The sequence below is a fragment of the Chthoniobacterales bacterium genome (assembly GCA_018883245.1).
In the GTDB taxonomy this organism is placed as follows: domain Bacteria; phylum Verrucomicrobiota; class Verrucomicrobiia; order Chthoniobacterales; family JACTMZ01; genus JACTMZ01.
Genome location: VEQL01000003.1, coordinates 14,576 through 30,967, shown reverse-complemented (window position 1 = coordinate 30,967; position 16,392 = coordinate 14,576). Strand labels below are relative to the sequence as shown.

Below are 16,392 nucleotides of genomic sequence, written 5' to 3'. Positions count from 1 at the left end.
CACAAAGAATCCCACGTAGGGCCGGCTCTTCCCGCGCGGCCACAAGTCCGGCTTCAGGAAGCGGCGAAGGACGGGTATTCAGGATGCGTTGCGGAAAAGCGGATAGCTACGGGGGACCGATCGGCGGGTCAAAACCCTGACCTCTCGAGCACAGCCACCGGAATCACGTTTCCCGGATCGCGCGAAAACCGGCATCAATGTTGGCGCCGAGACCGGATCCGCAATCTATCCCCGGCACTCACCCGCCATGCATCTTTTGCAACAGCGCGGAGGTGGATCGTCCGGGCACCAGCGGCAAGATCTCGATGCGGGCGCCGGATTCACGCAAAGCGTCGCGCTCGCCGGCATCGAGCGTGTCGGGGGTGTAATCCCCGCCCTTGGCATAAACATGCGGCCGCACACAGCGCAGGAGGCCGGTGGCGCGTTTGTCCTCGAAAATAACCACGTAATCCACGCAGCGAAGGGCTGAAAGCACCTCGGCGCGATCCTGCTCGGTGTTGATCGGACGTCCCTCGCCCTTGAGCGCACGAACGGACCCGTCGCCATTGAGCCCGACGGCGAGGGCGTCACCGAGAGCACGGGCCTGACGCAGATAGCGCACATGCCCGGCGTGGAGAATATCGAAGCAGCCGTTGGTGAAGACCAGCTGACGTCCCTCGCGGTCCATGCGCTCGCGCACGACCGCCAACTCCTCTGCGCTCACAATGCGGGCCTCGTGCATGGCGCCGAGGCTGTCACCTGCGGCGCCATTGCGCAATACCGCGGCGGTGCCTAGCATCCTCGCCATGCGCAGCGCGCGACTTGCCGACGAGAACTGGGATCGGACGCCGGAAAAACCCGCGCCGGAAGGCGGCCGATGACAGCAAAGTCCTCCGTCCTTCCCGGCGGCGCGGCCGAGCCAAGCCGCAACCTGCCACCGTGCCCGGTGGCGCGTCTCGCCGCCTTGCTCGAGGAGGAACCCCGGCTCGAGGCTGTCGCTTTCAATCCCGCCACGCGCCGTCTCTCGATCGCCACCTTGGGCGGGGACAAGGACGGATACCTTGCGCGCCGCGTCACCGAGACGATGCTGTCCAGCCACGAACCTTGTCCGCATTTCCGCCCGGAGCGCTGCGAGGTTTGCGGCGTCAGCGCCGAACATCTTCCGGGCAGGTCCCGCATTCTGGTCTCGGAAAAACTAGGCACCACCGTGGTCCGCAAAGCCACATGCGTCACAGCCGTGTCGTTGTGGCAGTGGATCAAAATTGTCTGGCCGGCCTACGCTCCGCGCCAAAAAGGCACCATCGAGGAGCACAGCGAGGTCGAATGGAAACCGATGGCGGCCCTCGCCGCGGGCTGCGCGGTGTTCGGACTTGCGGGCTGGGCTCTGGAATTTGCGCCCGTTCCCGCGTGGGCACCGCTAGCCGCATACATCGCAGCCTATCTGTGCGGCGGTTGGGACGCCGCGGTCGATGCATGGGACCGCCTCAAACACGGCCAACTGGACATTCACTTCCTCATGCTCGCGGTGGCCGCCGGCGCGGCGGCGATCGGTGCGTGGCGCGAGGGCACGCTGCTGCTTTTCCTCTTTTCGGCCTCCGGGGCGATGGAGCACTACGCCATGGGACGCACCCGGCGGGAGATCGGCGCTCTACTGCGCGGCGCGCCCAAAACGGCGATGGTGCTCGAGGGCGGCAGAGAGCGCGAAATTCCCGTTGATGATCTGCTGCCGGGAATGACCGTGCGCGTGACGGCCGGCGGCCAGATCCCGGTCGATCTCGTGGTGACGCGCGGGCAATCGGAGTGCGACGAGTCAAACTTGACCGGCGAATCGGTCCCCGTGCCCAAGGGGCCGGGTGACACCGCTCTGGCCGGAACAATCAACATCGGCGGCATCCTCGAAGGCAAGGTGCTGCGCCCGGCGAGCGAAAGTTCGCTCCAGCGCATCATCCGCATGATCCGCGAGGCGCAGTCGCTGCGCGCGCCCTCGCAAACTTTCACCGACCGCTTCGGGACCACCTACACGTGGACGATTCTCGGTGCCTGCGCACTCATGTTCTGTATCTGGTGGCTTGTTTTGGGATTGCCGCCGTTCGCGTCGGACGGAGAAACAAGAAGCGCTTTTTACCGCGCCATGACACTGCTCGTCGTGGCGTCACCGTGCGCCCTCGTGCTGTCCGTTCCTTCGGGTATCCTCTCGGCCATCGCCAGCGGAGCGAGGCGCGGAGTTCTTTTCCGCGGAGGCGCACCGATCGAGAACCTGGCGCTGGTCAACGTCGTCGCCCTCGACAAAACAGGCACGCTCACCTCGGGACGTTTGACCTTGGCCGGTGTCGATGTCCTGCGCGGAACAGAAGAGGGCTTGCTCTCCCTCGCGCATTCGCTGGCCCGGCATTCGTCGCATCCGTTGTCGCGTGCCATCACCCGCACGGCAGCCCAGCGCGGCGCTGGGGATCGCGGCGCCGATGAACACTCCACCGTGGCGGGACGCGGCGTGCGCGCGAGGATCGGCGGCAAATCCTGCGTTCTCGGCAACCGTGCCTTCGTGGCCGGCGAGACCGGACTGCAGTTGCCCGACGCGCCCCACGGTGCGGACGCCGCCGAGGTCTGGGTGGCGGGACCGGACGAAGCAGGTTGCCTGCGCTTCCGCGACGAAATCCGGCCGCAAAGCCGTGCGCTGCTCGAGCAACTCAAAGCCCGGGGAATCGCCGCCGTCATGCTCACCGGTGACCGCGAGGGCCCGGCAACCGCCATGGGTCGCGCGGCCGGTATCGAGGAGATCAGAGCCGGCCTTCTGCCGCAGGACAAAGTCGCGGCCATCGAGGAATTGAAAGACGGCGGACGACGGCGCGTGGCCATGGTCGGCGATGGCGTGAACGATGCCCCGTGCCTCGCCGCCGCGGACATCGGCGTGGCGATGGGCGCGCGCGGATCGGATGCGGCCCTCGAGCAGGCCGAGGTCGTGCTGATGAACGACAAGCTCGAGAATTTCATCCTGGCGCTTGATCTCAGCACGAATGCGCGCCGCGTCATCCGCCAGAATATGTTCGTGGCGTTGGGAACCGTCACGGTCATGGTCCTGGCCACTTTCGTGTTTCCCGTTCCGCTGGCTCTGGGCGTCGCGGCCCACGAGGGCAGCACCGTGGTGGTGGTGCTCAACAGCCTGCGCCTGCTCTTCATGCGCCGCGCCTGACAACAGCGCCTGCGGTTGTTAGTTTGCCGTCATGTTCTGGCGGGCCTTCGCGCACCACACGTTGAAGACGCTCCTGCGCGCGGTGCAGGTCGTCGCTTTCGTGGTTGTGCCGGCCGTGCTGATCTGGCTGCAAACGGCAGGGCTTCCGAAAGCGTTCCATCGTCCGCTCACGGAAGCCGCGGCGCGCCAGGGATTGCAACTCGACTTCAGCCGCATGCGCCTGAGCCTGCTCGAGGGGCTCGTCCTGGACGATGTGCGCCTGCGCGCACGCAACCTTCCGGAGAACAACGAGGTCGGGGTCGATCGCTCCGCGGTCTCGCTCAACTGGCGCGCGCTGCTTCAGGGCAAAGTGGAGCTGACATCGCTCGACCTGCGCGGCGCGCAGCTTTTCCTTCCGCTCGCCTCGGACGGAGGCGTGACCAGGACCATCCGCCTGACCAAAGCGCGTGCCCGGCTCATGCTCTCCGACGGCGTTGTGAGCGTTCCGCTCGCGCGCTTCAATCTCCAGGGAATCGACGTGGTCGCCAGCGGACAGGTCGTGCTTGGCGACGCCGCCGAACCACAAACGACACCGGTGCTGCGTCTTCCGCCGGAGGCGGACCGCGTGCTGGAGATTCTCGAGAGCCTCGACTTCGGCAATACCCCGCCCCTTTTGGAACTGGAATTCGCGGCCAAGTCCGGCGATGCACAATCTCTGCAGATTCCGCGGCTTCATTTCGACGCCCGCCAAGCCTCCCGCGGACAGATCGCGCTGCGCGACATCCAGCTCGACGCCTCTTACCGCGACCGCGTGCTCACCGTGCAGAAACTTTCAGCGCGGGATACGAAGTGGGGGCGCCTCGACGCGTTCGGATCGTGGGATTTGGGAACGGGCGAGGCGCGTGCCGACGCCAATTCCAGCCTCGATCCTTCGCCCTGGCTGGCGGAGTTTTCGCCCGACGGCCCTTGGCTGGCGACGGAATTCAACGATCCGCCGTCGCTGGATGCCACCCTCGAGATCAACCCGCGGCAAACCCCGCGCATACGCGCCATAGGCACGGCGGCGTCCGGACCGTTCCGGGTCCGCGGACTGGCCTTCGAAGGAATTTCGGGCGGCTTTGCGTGGCGTGACGGGGAATTTTACGCGAGCGACATCGTGCTCGCGCGCAAAGACGGGGAGATCCGCGCGGACATCATGCACCGTCCGGGCGACGCACGCCTGCGCATGGACTGCAACACGGATCCCATGCCCTTTGCGGCGCTGCTCGATGACAAGGCGCGCCAAGGCATCGAAAAGATGGAACTCACCTTCACCGATCCGCCCTCGATCCAATTCGAGGCGGCCGGCACGGATTTCAAACCCGCCAATCTCAAGGCGCGCGGCAAGCTCAAGATGGGAAAGACATCGATCCACGGTTCGCCGATGGAAAACGCCACGGCCGACCTGTCATTCTCCGACCTCGCCCTCACGCTCTCGAATATCCGCGTCAAGCGCCCCGAGGGCGAAGGCAGCGGGGCATTCACCTACGATTTCGGCCGCAAACAGGTGCGGTTGGACGGGATCCGCAGCACGATGAACCCGTTCAACGTCCTTCAGTGGGCCGATCCGAAAGTGGCGAAGGAAACCGAACCCTACCGTTTCAAAGCGCCGCCCGAAGTCACCGTCGGGGGCACCATCGGCTTGGAGGATGCGACGACCACGCGCATCTGGGCGAATTTCACCGCCCCCCAAGGTCTCGATTACGACCTGCTCGAGCGGACGCTGAATTTCGGCACGGCCACGGGATCAATCGAGTTCGCCGGACGCAAGATCCGTGTCGATATCCCGTCCGCGCGTCTTTACGGGGGGCTCGTCAAGCTGACCGGCGACATCACCACCGGCGAACCGGGCGCGCGGCAGCAGATGGATGTCACATTGGACGCGGTGGACTTCGAAAAACTCACGCGCCTCTACTTCGATTACAAGGATTCGCAGGGCGTCGTGAGCGGCAACTACACATTCAGTTTTGTCGGCGGCAAGCCGCGCGAGATGCGGGGCAACGGCAAACTGCTCGTCGAGAACGGAAACGTCTTCGCCATCCCCGTTCTCGGCCCGCTCTCCGCGATTCTCGACACGATCATCCCCGGCACGGGTTACCAGACGGCGCGCCGCGCCACCTGCGACTACAAAGTTTCGAACGGCGAAATCCGAACCGACAACCTCGATGTCGTCGGACAGGGATTCAGCATGATCGGACAGGGTTCGCTCTATTTCGTGGAGGACCGGATGGACTTCGGCGTGCGGATCAACGCGCAGGGTGTGCCGGGACTGCTGCTTTACCCGGTGAGCAAGCTCTTCGAATATGTCTCCGACGGCAAACTATCGCAGCCCGAGTGGCACCCGCGGATTTTGCCGAGGGGCGGCAATGCGAAGAAACCGGAGAAAACAGCGGAGGAAAAACCGCCCGAGCGTTAGAACCGCCCGCGGCGCCTCGGGGCGCGGCAACGAAAAATCCGGTCTACTTCATCGGAGAAGCAGCACCGAACGGGCCCGCTTGATTGCCCGGGTGATGCGGCGGTGTAGGTGGGCCGGCACGCCGGTGAGGCGGCGCGGCAGGATTTTTCCGCTTTCGGTCACGAAGCGCTTCAGCAACTCGGGATTCTTGTAATCGATGGCATCAACCTGCAGGTCGATGCGGCGGCGGGGCATCGGGCGGTTGGCCCGGCGCATGGCGGCGCGGCGTTTGGGCGTTTTGGGTTGCATGTGGTCTTATTTGGTTTCGCGGTGCAGCGTGTGCCGGCGGAGATGCGGATTGTATTTCTTTTTCTCCAGACGGCCGGGCGTGCGCGGGCTCTTCTTGTTGCGTGTGCTCATGTAGCGCGAGACAGGCTTGCCTTCGGCAGCCGCCTCGGTGCACTCGAGAGTGATAATTTCCTGGGCCATGGTTCTTACTCCTTGCTTTCCGCCGGCGACTCCTCGTCGCTTTCTTCGGAGGCGTCTTCTTCGATAGATTCAAACAGGCGCGCAACCGGCTGGCGGAATTTGGTGTGACGGTTCTTGCGCTCGATCTCATTCTGGCACTCGACGGTGAAACGCGCGAATGGCCGGGCCTCGAGCCGGGCTTTGGGGATCTGCTTGCCGCTCATTTCGCAGACACCGTAGGTGCCGCGGGCGATGCGCTTGAGAGCCTCGTCGATTTCAAAGAGCGCATCCTGCTCTTGCGAGAGCAGACTGAGGGCGAAATCACGGTCGTATGCGTCGCTGCCCGCATCTGCCTGGTGCAGCCCGTGGGCAGACGCCTCGTGCGCGTCGTGACCGCTGCGAAGGTTGTCACGGGCGACGCCCGTCATGGAATCGAGCAGCGTGTCCTTGAGCGCCAGAAGACGGTCCTGCTGCTTCTTGAGCCAAGGATTGAGCCGGCGGGACTTGGCGACCGGTTGGCCGAAAGCGAGCATGTCACGCGTGCCGACGAGCGGTGCCTTCGTGGCACGCGACTTTTTGCGCGGAGACGCGGCGGGCTTTTTCGATGCAGACTTCTTGGCCGGGGATTTTTTGGCCGCCGCCTTCTTCGCCGGACGGGGTGCGGACTTCTTCGCCTTAGATGGTTTCTTGGCGGATTTGGCAGTGGATTTTTTCTTCTTGGCAGCCATTGGATTGAATCTTTCGGGGAGGGGCGAGGAAGCTACCGGCCGCGCGCCGGCGGCGCAAGGCTTTTCGGCACCGCCTGTGTTTCAAGGCTCCGGAAGCGGAACCGGGCGATCCCCCACTTTGTCGGCTTCGGCCTTGATTTGCTCCTCCTCGCCGGGAGTGTAAGGCCGGCCGCCGACGACGGCCACGGAGCCGCCGTCCTGTTTGACCAACGAGGGACGGGAACGCTTGCCCGTCTCCACGTAGGCCTGCCGCGCGAGCACCTCCCCCTGCAGACCGAGATGGGTATAGAGGAATTGCTTCGGCGAACTGTTCTGCAGGATGTGGATTTCGTTGTTCACATCGAGCATCACCTCGGGACGGCCGAAGGTGAGAAATTGGCCGAGTTGGTGCGTGGCGTAAACGCGTCCGTTCTCCTTGTCCTCGATGCGCGCGTAGAGACGCGTGGTGCGCGAGAGCTTGTGCGAGAGCAGCGTGACCGTGCGCAATTCCGGACGACCGTCCGGTCCCGGGACGCCGACCACCTCCTGCCAGATCGGGCGGCCGTCGGTGATTTCTACCGCGAGCGGTGGAGAACTGAAGTAGCGCCCGAAGGTATCGGCATAAACCGTGGCCTTGATTCGATAGAGGCCGAACTCGTGAAGCGGAAACAAAGGAGTGATGTTGACGGCGCGCGTCATCTTCTCCCCCGGCCCCACGGCTGCAGGTGCGAGCGAGTAGCGGGCGTTGATCGGAGGCACGGGTCGACCATCGTCCGTCTCGATGCTGAAGCCGAACCACTGGCGGTCATCGACATCCTCGAGCAGAAGCGGGCGGCCGCTGAGGTTGTTGATGGTCACCGTGGCAATGAGCGGTTCGTAGAGGACGTAGAGCTTGCGCTTGAAACTGATATCCACGCGCACTTGGGCGTTCGCCGCCGGAGCGAATAGAGCAGCCAGCAAGGCGAAGAGCAGGAGACGCGGGAGCAGGGCCCCGGGTCGATGGGGAGGAACACCGGTCATTTTTGCGGCTGGTCCGACGCCGTGCGGAAACCGAGCGTGTCCTGCGCCTGCAAGGGATCGAGGATCGCGCGGCGTCGCGTGATCAGGTGTTCGGGATTGCCCCAGTTGCCGCCGCGGATGACAGGAACCTGCGCGCCGGTGCCGTCCTCGGCCGGCGCCATGGAACCGGTCCACTCCGACACGTTGCCGGCGGTGCCGTGGACACCGAACGGGCTTTCGTCTCCCGTTGGTTGATTGACCGGAGACCAGCGCTTGTAGCCGTCGATGTCACCGCCTTTCTTGGGGTTCGGGTTGAAATCCGCGCCGCTGTTCACGCGCTTCGTATTGTCGTCATTGCCCCAGGGATACTTGCGTCCGTCGGTGCCGCGCGCCGCCTTTTCCCACTCCTGCTCGGTCGGTAAACGGCGCCCTTTCCATTTGGCGTAGGCGTAAGCATCGAACCAATCGACATTGAACACGGGCGAATCGACGTCGAGCGGAGCGTCTTTGTATTGTTTCCAGCGGACGGCGCGCGTGTAGTAGCCGGGCATCGGCGGGGTGAGGTCCTTGTTGTCGGCCCAGTCGAGCGGGACGTGCGATTTGCCCTTGGGCTGGTCGGGATGAGCAAGCTTTTCCGCCTCCCCCGGGTTGGCCTCGAGATAATCGAGAAACTCTTTGTAGTCGGCGATCGTCACCTCGTTGGCATCGATCCAGAAGTCGGACAGCTTCACTTTCTCCCCGTCCTGATAAATAAATTCCCCGGCTGGAATTTTGACCATCTTGGTGACGATGGTGCGCGACCCCGATGAGAAGATGCGGAACATGGCGAATAGCCCCAGCAGCAGCAGGACGAAGGACAAACCCGCGGTGACCATCAGACGTGTCTTCTGCTTCTGCTTCGACTTCTCCAGCAATTCCTTGGATTTCGCGGCACGCGCACCGAGCTGTCCCGCGTCCTTCGGTGCAACAGCCGGTTTTGCCGCCACGGCCGCCTGCTGTGCAAGTGACCATTCGGCATTGTCCGCCGCAAGCAGAGCCGCGGCTGCCGCGGACGCCGGCCCCGCGGGCGATGACACCGAGGCAACGGATTGGGCAACGGACTGGACTTCGGATTTTTCTTCCTTCGCGGCAGGGGCACCAGCCACAGCCACGTTCAAGAGTCGCGGACGCATCGCGCTGTCGAAAATAATATCCTCCGGACCGATCGCGCGTCGCGCGATACCCTGCTTGGCAAAATGCGCCGACACCTCCGCCACCATCCGCAACGCGGTGACGAGCGCGCGGTCTTCCAGTTTGTGCCCCGCCTCGGCGTAGGCTTTGAGACTGTGGCCGGGCACGAGGTCGGAGCTGTAAAAATTCCAACCGTCGGCGGCGCCCGCCTCGTGCACAGCGAGGAGATAAGGATGGGTGACTGAAGCCTTGGCACGCGCATCCGCGAGGAACGCTTCCACCGCTTCCGGTTTTGCGGCGTGCGAGGAGTCCAGAACGTGCAGTTCGACGTGCCGCGACATGTTTTGCTGCCATGCGAGATATTCGAGCACGGCTCCGTCGCGGCCGACGAACTCCTGCAAGTAATAAGGACCGATGGTCGATCCAAGGGCGGGCGCACCCTCGGGAGCAGCCAACACGGGGGGCGATGCGGACTCGAGGCCGACGGCCGCAGCGATTTGCGCAAGATCGACGGGCTTGGTCAACACGTGCGCCCCGGCAACGCGGTCCGCGTGCGAAGAAAGATCGTAGCCGCTGACAAACACCGTGCGCATCGAAGGAAATTCGCGCTGGAGGACATCCCGCAATTTGAAGCCGTCCATCGGCTCCATCACCACGTCGGTCACGAGCACGTCGGGTCCGCCCCATTCGCGCGCCACCTTCATCGCCTCGCCGCCGAGGGAAGCGGTGCGGACCTCGCATCGGCCGAGCGACTCGAGCAACTCACCCCACGCGGCAAGAACCTGCGGCTCGTCATCAACGAGCAGTATTTTCACGGCTGGGCCCCCTGCTCCGCACCGCCGGCATCGGGTATTTCGGAAAGAGGCGGAGGAAAAAGCTCCTGCAAAGTCACCGGGTCCGCCCTTGTCTCCTGCAGCTGGCCACGGTGGTAGATATTGACCATGTAGCCGTAATATTGCGGCGCCGGTCCCCCGTCACGGCCGACGCGCGGCAACTCATATTTGACCTCGAGAATTTCAATGCCATCACCCCTCCAGTCCACCGGCGTGGTGAACCACATTGACTGCACGCGGCTCATGGTCGGGATGATCTCGCCGTCCACCAGCTCGTAAAAAGTCACATTGATACGGACATCGCGCGCGTCGATCGTTTCGCCGGGGCGCGCCTTCACGGCAAGCCGCAAATCCTTGGTTTGGCCGGCTCCCTGCTTTCCGTCCTTCACGGTCAGGTCCACTACTCCCAGCGAAGAGCCGGGTTGCAGGCCGACTTGGTCGCGCAGGGCCGCAGCGGACGCGGGCGCAGCCGAATCCTGCTTGAGAAGACGCAGCCGCACCTCCGCAACGTCGAGGAACTGGCCGGCCGCCGGCCCGAGATCGAGAAGATTTTTCCAAACCCCCTGAGCCAAGTCCGACTGGCCGAGCTTCTCGTGAAGACTGGCCAACTTCATCAAAATTTCCGGGTTGCGCGGCTGCAAAGTCACGGCCTCCTCCAGCGGGACAAGCGCGGCATCGGGCGTCGGGCCGGACTCCAGTGTCTCCACCTCCTTCATCAACTCGCCGAGACGGCGCTCCTGCTGGAGCATCGCCTCGGCGCTATTGTCCGGCGGAGGCGAGGGCAAAGGCTCGGGCGCTTTTGCCACCGGAGGTTGCGGCGTGGGCGCGGGCGCGACGGCAGAACTACCGGTAGTCTGCGCAAACCCCGGGCCGAAATAGATAAGCACCGCCACCAATTGCGCCACCGCCGCCGCGCCGAGAAGGCTGGCGGCCACCACGAATGTTGTCCCGACCGGCGGCTTCATCAATCCGCCAAGCATGGCTTCGAGCCCCCGTCGAAGTCAACGACCGTCAGGCCCTTCGCGTCACCTGCCAATCACGGCGAAAGAACGCACCCGGCCGCGCGCGATGAGAAGGATCGCCTTCTCGCCCGGTTGCAACGAGCCCGCGGCATTTTCGAAGTCTTGCAGCGATGAAATCGGGGCGTCGTTGACCTGCTCGATCGCGTCGCCAGGCTGCAGCATGCCTTCGGAAGGAGAACCGGGGGCAACCGACCGCACAACAACACCCCCTATGTTCTGCGGCAACCCGTGACGACGGATGAGCGCGGGAGTGATTTCCTCGACGGCGACACCCACCAGCGCGTTGCCGGCGGGTAAACCGGATGCCGGTGGCACGGCGCCCTGCGGGGCAAAGCCGCCACGTTGGGCCGGCTGGCCCGCGGTGCGCCCCGGTCGCTGTTGCTCGACGATCAGCACGGGCAACTCGAGCATCCGCCCTTCGCGCGCGACCTCGATCTTGATGGTTTTGCCGATGTCGGCCGCAGCGACGCGCTTGCGCAGGTCGTTGAAGTCGCGGATATCACGGCCGTCGAATTTCCTGATGACATCCCCGCGCAGAATGCCGCCCTCCGCGGCGGGCGACGCTGCAAGCACCGCCTCGACCAGTGCGCCGCGCGAGTCGGGAAGGCCGAGTTGGTCGGCCAAAGCTTGGTCCATGGGTTGCAGCACGACACCCAGGTAAGGGCGCAAGACGCGACCGTGCTGGACGATCTGGTCCAGAACGCGGCGTGCAGAGTTGGACGGGATCGAAAATCCGATGCCCTGGCTGCCGCCGGACTGCGAAAAAATGAAGTTGTTTATGCCGACGATCTCGCCGCGGATGTTGACGAGCGGCCCTCCCGAGTTGCCGGGGTTGATGGCCGCGTCGGTCTGGAAAAATTCATTCACCGACTCGCTCGAAAAAAGCCGCTCCCGCGCGCTGATGATGCCTTGGGTGATCGTTTCCTGCAGTCCGAACGGATTGCCGACCGCAAACACAATCTGCCCCACGCGCACTTTCTCGGAATCGGCGAACGGCAGAGGACGCAGCCCTTCCGCTTCAATCTTGAGGATGGCAATGTCCGAGAGCGGATCGGCGCCGAGCAAACGTGCCGGAAAACGCCGTCCGTCGCTGAGCGAAACGGTCACTTCCTCGGCGCCGTCGATGACGTGCAGATTGGTGACAATGTGTCCTTCGGCGGAGGCCACGACCCCCGAACCTTGCGAGGCCGATTGGGGCTGCGGGGGCCGGCCCATGCCGAACAACTGGCGGAGCAATTCCTCGCGCGGGTCGGCAGATGCGCCGCGCGGAGCGGTGATGCTGACCACCGACGGAATCACCGCCTCGGCCACACGGCCGAATTCCTCGTCCAACGCAGCCAAGCCGGGCACCGAGTGCCGCGCGATGGCCGGTTTCACGCTCGGCAACGCAGATGGCCCGGCGGAGGCCTGGGGCGGAGTCTGTCCGGCGAATTGACCGGTTTTCCAAGCGTAAAGCCCCGCGAGGGCAAGCGTGATCGCGAGAACAAAGACGAGGAACTGGAGAAAACTTTTCATTGCAGGTGTCAGGAATTCACCCGCCGCTTCGCATCGGCGTGCAACCAATCCCACAGGTGGTCCACCGAGGCCTGCACGCGCTGGCGCGCCGCAGCCACCTCGAACGGGGAGAGCTTGCGGCCCGGCGGCTTCTCCACGCCGAAAATGTAGTATTTGATCTTCGGCTCGGTTCCGCTCGGACGAACCGCACAACGGCGACCATCGGCCAAGGTGAAAATGATCATGCCTTCGGAGGGAATACGGTCGCCTTCGGAGTCGAAAATTTCATCGAGCGCAAAATTCTCCACCTTGACCACGCGCGATCCGTCCACTTCGTCCGGAGGATTCTCCGCATAAGAATCGGCGAGCTTGGCGATGAGCGCCGCGCCCTCCGCACCTTCGAAAACGAGTGACTCGCCGCGCTCCAAGTGGACACCGAGGGTCGCGAAAATATCGTCGAGATATTCCACGGGCGTCATACCGCGCGAGCGCGCATAGGCCACGACCTCGGCGAAAGCCGCGACCGCCGCGTTCGCGTCCTTGTCGCGGGCGAAGTCCGAAAGCGTGTAGCCGTAACTTTCCTCCCCGCCCATAACAAGGAGCGAGGAATGTGCGAGGCGCAGACGCCGCGTTTCCTCCTCTGGGAGATGCGCGTAATCGCCGCGCAGGGCGGCCGGAATCGCCTCCTCGTATTTGCGCAGCTTGGCGGCGTTGTATTTGAAACCGGTCAACGTCTCGACACAACGCAACCCGAAATGCTCCGCCACCGCTTTCTGCAGGTCCGTCGTCACGTAGGTCTTGATGATGACGCCGCGCGATTTGCTCGCGTCGTCGAGGATGCCAAGCTCGAACATCCGCTGCGCGCGATAGAAGGCCAGCATCGAGCCGATCTGGTTGCCCGTGAGCAATTGCATCTTGCCAGCGCGATCACGCACGGCCACACCCATGCGGTCGTCGTCCGGATCCGTCGCCATAACCAAGTCCGCGCCGATCCGGTCGGCCAGCTGCATCGCCATGGTAAGCGCCTCGGCATACTCCGGATTGGGCGACTCGACCGTGGGGAAACGGCTGTCGGGCACCAGCTGCTCGGGCACCGCGGTGACATCGAAGCCCAGACGCTGCAGAAGCGGCATGACGATCGAGGCACCGACCCCGTGGAGCGGCGAATAAACGATCTTCAACCCCTTCTCGCGGGCCACCAGCGCGGGATCGAGAATAACGCGCTCCAGACGGTCGAGATAGGCTTCGTCCATGTCGCGCCCAAGTTCCTCCCGGCGCCCCTGCTGCGCGGCAGGCAGCGGGTTGTAATCCGCGCGCTCCACCGCATCGACTTTGGCGATGATACCCGCGTCATGCGGAGCGACAACCTGACCACCGTCGTTGAAATATACTTTGTAGCCGTTGTAGGCAGGGGGATTGTGGCTGGCCGTGATGTTGATGCCGGCCGCCGCACCGCGCTGCCGGATGGCGAAACTCAGCTCCGGCGTGGGACGGGGCTCGGAAAAAACCAGCGCATCACATCCCGACTCGGCGATCACCTTGGCCGCGAGATCGGCGAACTCCCGCGAAAAATAACGGGTGTCGTAGCTGATGCAGATGCGCGGACGGTGCGGCAACTTTTCCCGTGCGGCCCACTCTTTGACGTAAGACACCAGACCCTGCGTGGCGCGGCTGATATTGCGGTAATTCATCGCGTTCGTCCCCGTGCACGGGAACTCGGGACGATCGAGCACCTGCGGCGTTCCGCGCTCGGCCCGCGTGACAACCGCACCGATCGTCTTGCCGCGCAATCCCCCCGTGCCGAAAGCCAGCGTTCGGAAAAACCGGTTGTTCAGCTCGACCCAGTCGCCGGCCGCCGCCAGCTCCGCGATGCTTTCCCGCTCGGCCGCGGAAGGATTGGAGGCAAGCACGGCGTTGATGTTGCCCAGCGAGGATTCCAACAGCTCGCCGCGCGCGCGCGCATCCTCCAGCATCTTCGACAAGTCGCTCATGGGCGGAATAATATAGCCGCCACTCACCGCTCTGCAAAGCCCCACGCGGACACCGCCGCCGATCAGTCGAGCGTCTGGCGATAGCGCTTCACCCCGATGGCGAGCGCAACCACCGCGAAAAGCGCGATGGGCCACAGTTCCCGCCCCAGATCCGCGAAGCCGATGCCCTTGAGCATCACCCCGCGCGCTATGCGAAGGAAATGCGTGATGGGGAGAATCTCGCCGATCACTTGCGCCCAGCCGGGCATTCCGCGGAACGGGAAAAGAAAACCCGAAAGAAGCATCGAGGGCAGGAAGACGAACACCGACATCTGCATCGCCTGCAGCTGGTTTTTGGCAATCGTCGAGAACGTGATTCCCATGGCCAGATTCGCCGCGATGAAAAAAAGCGAGGCCAGCAGGAGCAGCGCAAGGTTTCCATGGATCGGCACGTCGAAAATGAACCGCGCCGCCAGCAGGATCATCCCGACTTGGATGTAGCCGACAAAAATATAGGGCGTGATTTTTCCGACCAGCACCTCGGTCGGCCGCAGGGGCATGGACAGCAGATTTTCCATCGTGCCCCTCTCGGTCTCGCGCGTGATGGCCAGCCCCGTGATGAGCACGAGCGTCATGGTAAGAACCACGCCCATCAGGCCGGGCACGATGTTGTATTGGGTGACGGCCTCGGGGTTGTAGAGCGCATGCACGCGCAGGTCGATGGCCGGAGGCACCGGGGCAAGACGCATGAGCGGACCTTTGAAGTCCCCGAGCAGCGCGGTGTTGATCACCCCGTCCAGCGCAGCCAAGCCGCCGCTGGTCGCCGTCGGGTCGGTGGCGTCGGCTTGGACAAGCACCGCCGGGCGGTCGCCGCGCAGGAGGGCGCGGGAAAAATTCTCGGGGATACTCACCACGAACTGCACTTGCCCTTGGCGCAGAAGCATCTCGCCCTCCTCCTCGGTTCGCACCACCTTGACGAAGTCGAAGTAGGTGCTGTTCTTGAGCCCCTCGAGCAAAGTCCTTCCCTGCGGACCTTCGTCCGCGAGCAACACTGCCGCCGGCATGTGCCGCGGGTCGGTGTTTATGACAAATCCGAAGACCATCAACTGCATGAGCGGAATTCCGAGGATCATGGCGAAGGTAAGACGGTCGCGGGACATTTGGATGAACTCCTTCACCACCATGGCCCACAGCCGGGAGAGCGAGAACCGCCGGGACGCCCTCATGATTTGTCGTTCTCCGCCGTTCCAGTCATCAGGTGGATGAACACATCCTCCAGCCCCGAGCACACCATGCGCCACTGGTATTCGGGGAGCCGGAAAGGTTCGATCGTGCGCTCGAGCAGCGGCGCATCACCCCCGCTCACATGGAGTTCCTTGCCGAACATCACCGCCTGCTCGACGCCCGGCAGGCCGCGCAACCGGCGCGCCAGATCGGGCAGCCGCGGACCGCTCACCGACCACGTGGTCAGCTTCGCCTTCTCGATGACCTCGTCCACCGTGCCGTCGACCAGAAGATGACCGAGAGAAATGTAGGCCAGACGATCGCAGCGCTCGGCCTCGTCCATGTAGTGCGTCGTGATGAGAAAGGTGAGCCCGCGGGAGGCCAGAACGTGGATCTCATCCCAAAAGTCGCGACGCGCCTTCGGGTCCACGCCGGCGGTGGGTTCGTCGAGGAGCAACAGCTTCGGCCGGTGCAGCAAACAGGCCGCGAGCGCCATGCGTTGCTTCCATCCGCCCGACAACTGTCCGGCCAGCTGGTTCCTGCGGTCCTGCAGGCCGAGGTGGTCGAGACTTTCGTCCACCGCCTTGCGCCGGTCCGGGAGCGCATACACGCGCGCCACGAAATCCAGGTTTTCCCGGATCGTCAGGTCCTCGTAGAAACTGAAGCGCTGGGTCATGTAGCCCACCTCGCGCTTGATCGCGGCGCTCTCGCGGATCACGTCATGGCCCAGACACGTCCCGCTGCCGGCATCGGCTCGCAGCAGTCCGCAGAGCATGCGTATGAATGTTGTCTTGCCGCTGCCGTTGGGGCCGAGAAAACCGTAGATCTGCCCGCGCGCCACGCGCAGGTCGATGCTGTTGACCACCGTGCGTTCGCCGAAGCGCTTGGTCATGCCGCGAACGTCGATAACGAGCTCGCCCATG

13 protein-coding genes are annotated in these 16,392 nt (G+C 64.0%); 2 read left to right on the top strand and 11 right to left on the bottom strand.

Translation table 11 applies throughout. From position 1 onward, the window contains the following. Positions 1 to 238: 238 nt before the first annotated feature. Complete coding sequence (locus tag FGM15_01590) at positions 239 to 721, bottom strand: adenylyltransferase/cytidyltransferase family protein (protein MBU3664558.1); 483 nt, start codon at positions 719 to 721, stop codon at positions 239 to 241. A 135-nt stretch (positions 722 to 856) separates the two neighbouring features. On the opposite strand from FGM15_01590, the gene FGM15_01585 reads away from it, so the two are divergent. Then, a complete protein-coding gene (locus FGM15_01585; protein ID MBU3664557.1) occupies positions 857 to 3,169 on the top strand; it encodes a cation-translocating P-type ATPase in 2,313 nt (770 codons plus the stop codon). 31 nt (positions 3,170 to 3,200) lie between these two features. Next, the gene (locus tag FGM15_01580) at positions 3,201 to 5,603 is read left to right on the top strand and encodes a hypothetical protein (protein MBU3664556.1); all 2,403 of its coding nucleotides are present in this window, start codon (positions 3,201 to 3,203) and stop codon (positions 5,601 to 5,603) included. A 48-nt stretch (positions 5,604 to 5,651) separates the two neighbouring features. On the opposite strand, the gene rpsR is transcribed toward FGM15_01580, so the two are convergent. The 10 genes from rpsR to FGM15_01530 form a co-directional block, all read right to left on the bottom strand. Continuing rightward, positions 5,652 to 5,891 carry a 30S ribosomal protein S18 gene (gene rpsR, locus FGM15_01575; protein MBU3664555.1) on the bottom strand — a complete coding sequence of 80 codons (240 nt, stop codon included), beginning with the start codon at positions 5,889 to 5,891 and terminating at the stop codon, positions 5,652 to 5,654. A 6-nt stretch (positions 5,892 to 5,897) separates the two neighbouring features. Next, positions 5,898 to 6,071 carry a 50S ribosomal protein L33 gene (gene rpmG, locus FGM15_01570; protein MBU3664554.1) on the bottom strand — a complete coding sequence of 58 codons (174 nt, stop codon included), beginning with the start codon at positions 6,069 to 6,071 and terminating at the stop codon, positions 5,898 to 5,900. Between the two features lie 5 nt (positions 6,072 to 6,076). Then, positions 6,077 to 6,778, bottom strand: coding sequence for a transcriptional regulator (locus FGM15_01565; protein MBU3664553.1), 702 nt, complete (start codon positions 6,776 to 6,778; stop codon positions 6,077 to 6,079). Positions 6,779 to 6,859: 81 nt separating this feature from the next. Continuing rightward, the gene (locus FGM15_01560; GenBank protein ID MBU3664552.1) at positions 6,860 to 7,777 is read right to left on the bottom strand and encodes a hypothetical protein; all 918 of its coding nucleotides are present in this window, start codon (positions 7,775 to 7,777) and stop codon (positions 6,860 to 6,862) included. Beyond that, positions 7,774 to 9,741, bottom strand: a complete 1,968-nt coding sequence (locus FGM15_01555; GenBank protein ID MBU3664551.1) for a response regulator — start codon at positions 9,739 to 9,741, stop codon at positions 7,774 to 7,776. Before FGM15_01555 ends, FGM15_01560 begins: the two co-directional genes overlap by 4 nt. Beyond that, positions 9,738 to 10,724 carry a hypothetical protein gene (locus FGM15_01550; GenBank protein MBU3664550.1) on the bottom strand — a complete coding sequence of 329 codons (987 nt, stop codon included), beginning with the start codon at positions 10,722 to 10,724 and terminating at the stop codon, positions 9,738 to 9,740. The genes FGM15_01555 and FGM15_01550 overlap by 4 nt, the downstream gene beginning before the upstream one ends. A 60-nt stretch (positions 10,725 to 10,784) precedes the next feature. Next, entirely contained in the window at positions 10,785 to 12,296 is a 1,512-nt protein-coding gene (locus FGM15_01545) for a Do family serine endopeptidase (protein MBU3664549.1), read from the bottom strand. Between the two features lie 8 nt (positions 12,297 to 12,304). Beyond that, entirely contained in the window at positions 12,305 to 14,266 is a 1,962-nt protein-coding gene (locus FGM15_01540; protein MBU3664548.1) for a phospho-sugar mutase, read from the bottom strand. A gap of 62 nt (positions 14,267 to 14,328) precedes the next feature. Beyond that, positions 14,329 to 15,471: an ABC transporter permease gene (locus FGM15_01535; GenBank protein MBU3664547.1), complete on the bottom strand. Its 1,143-nt coding sequence runs from the start codon at positions 15,469 to 15,471 to the stop codon at positions 14,329 to 14,331. Next, a complete protein-coding gene (locus FGM15_01530) occupies positions 15,468 to 16,391 on the bottom strand; it encodes an ABC transporter ATP-binding protein (GenBank protein ID MBU3664546.1) in 924 nt (307 codons plus the stop codon). Before FGM15_01530 ends, FGM15_01535 begins: the two co-directional genes overlap by 4 nt. Position 16,392: the final 1 nt, after the last annotated feature.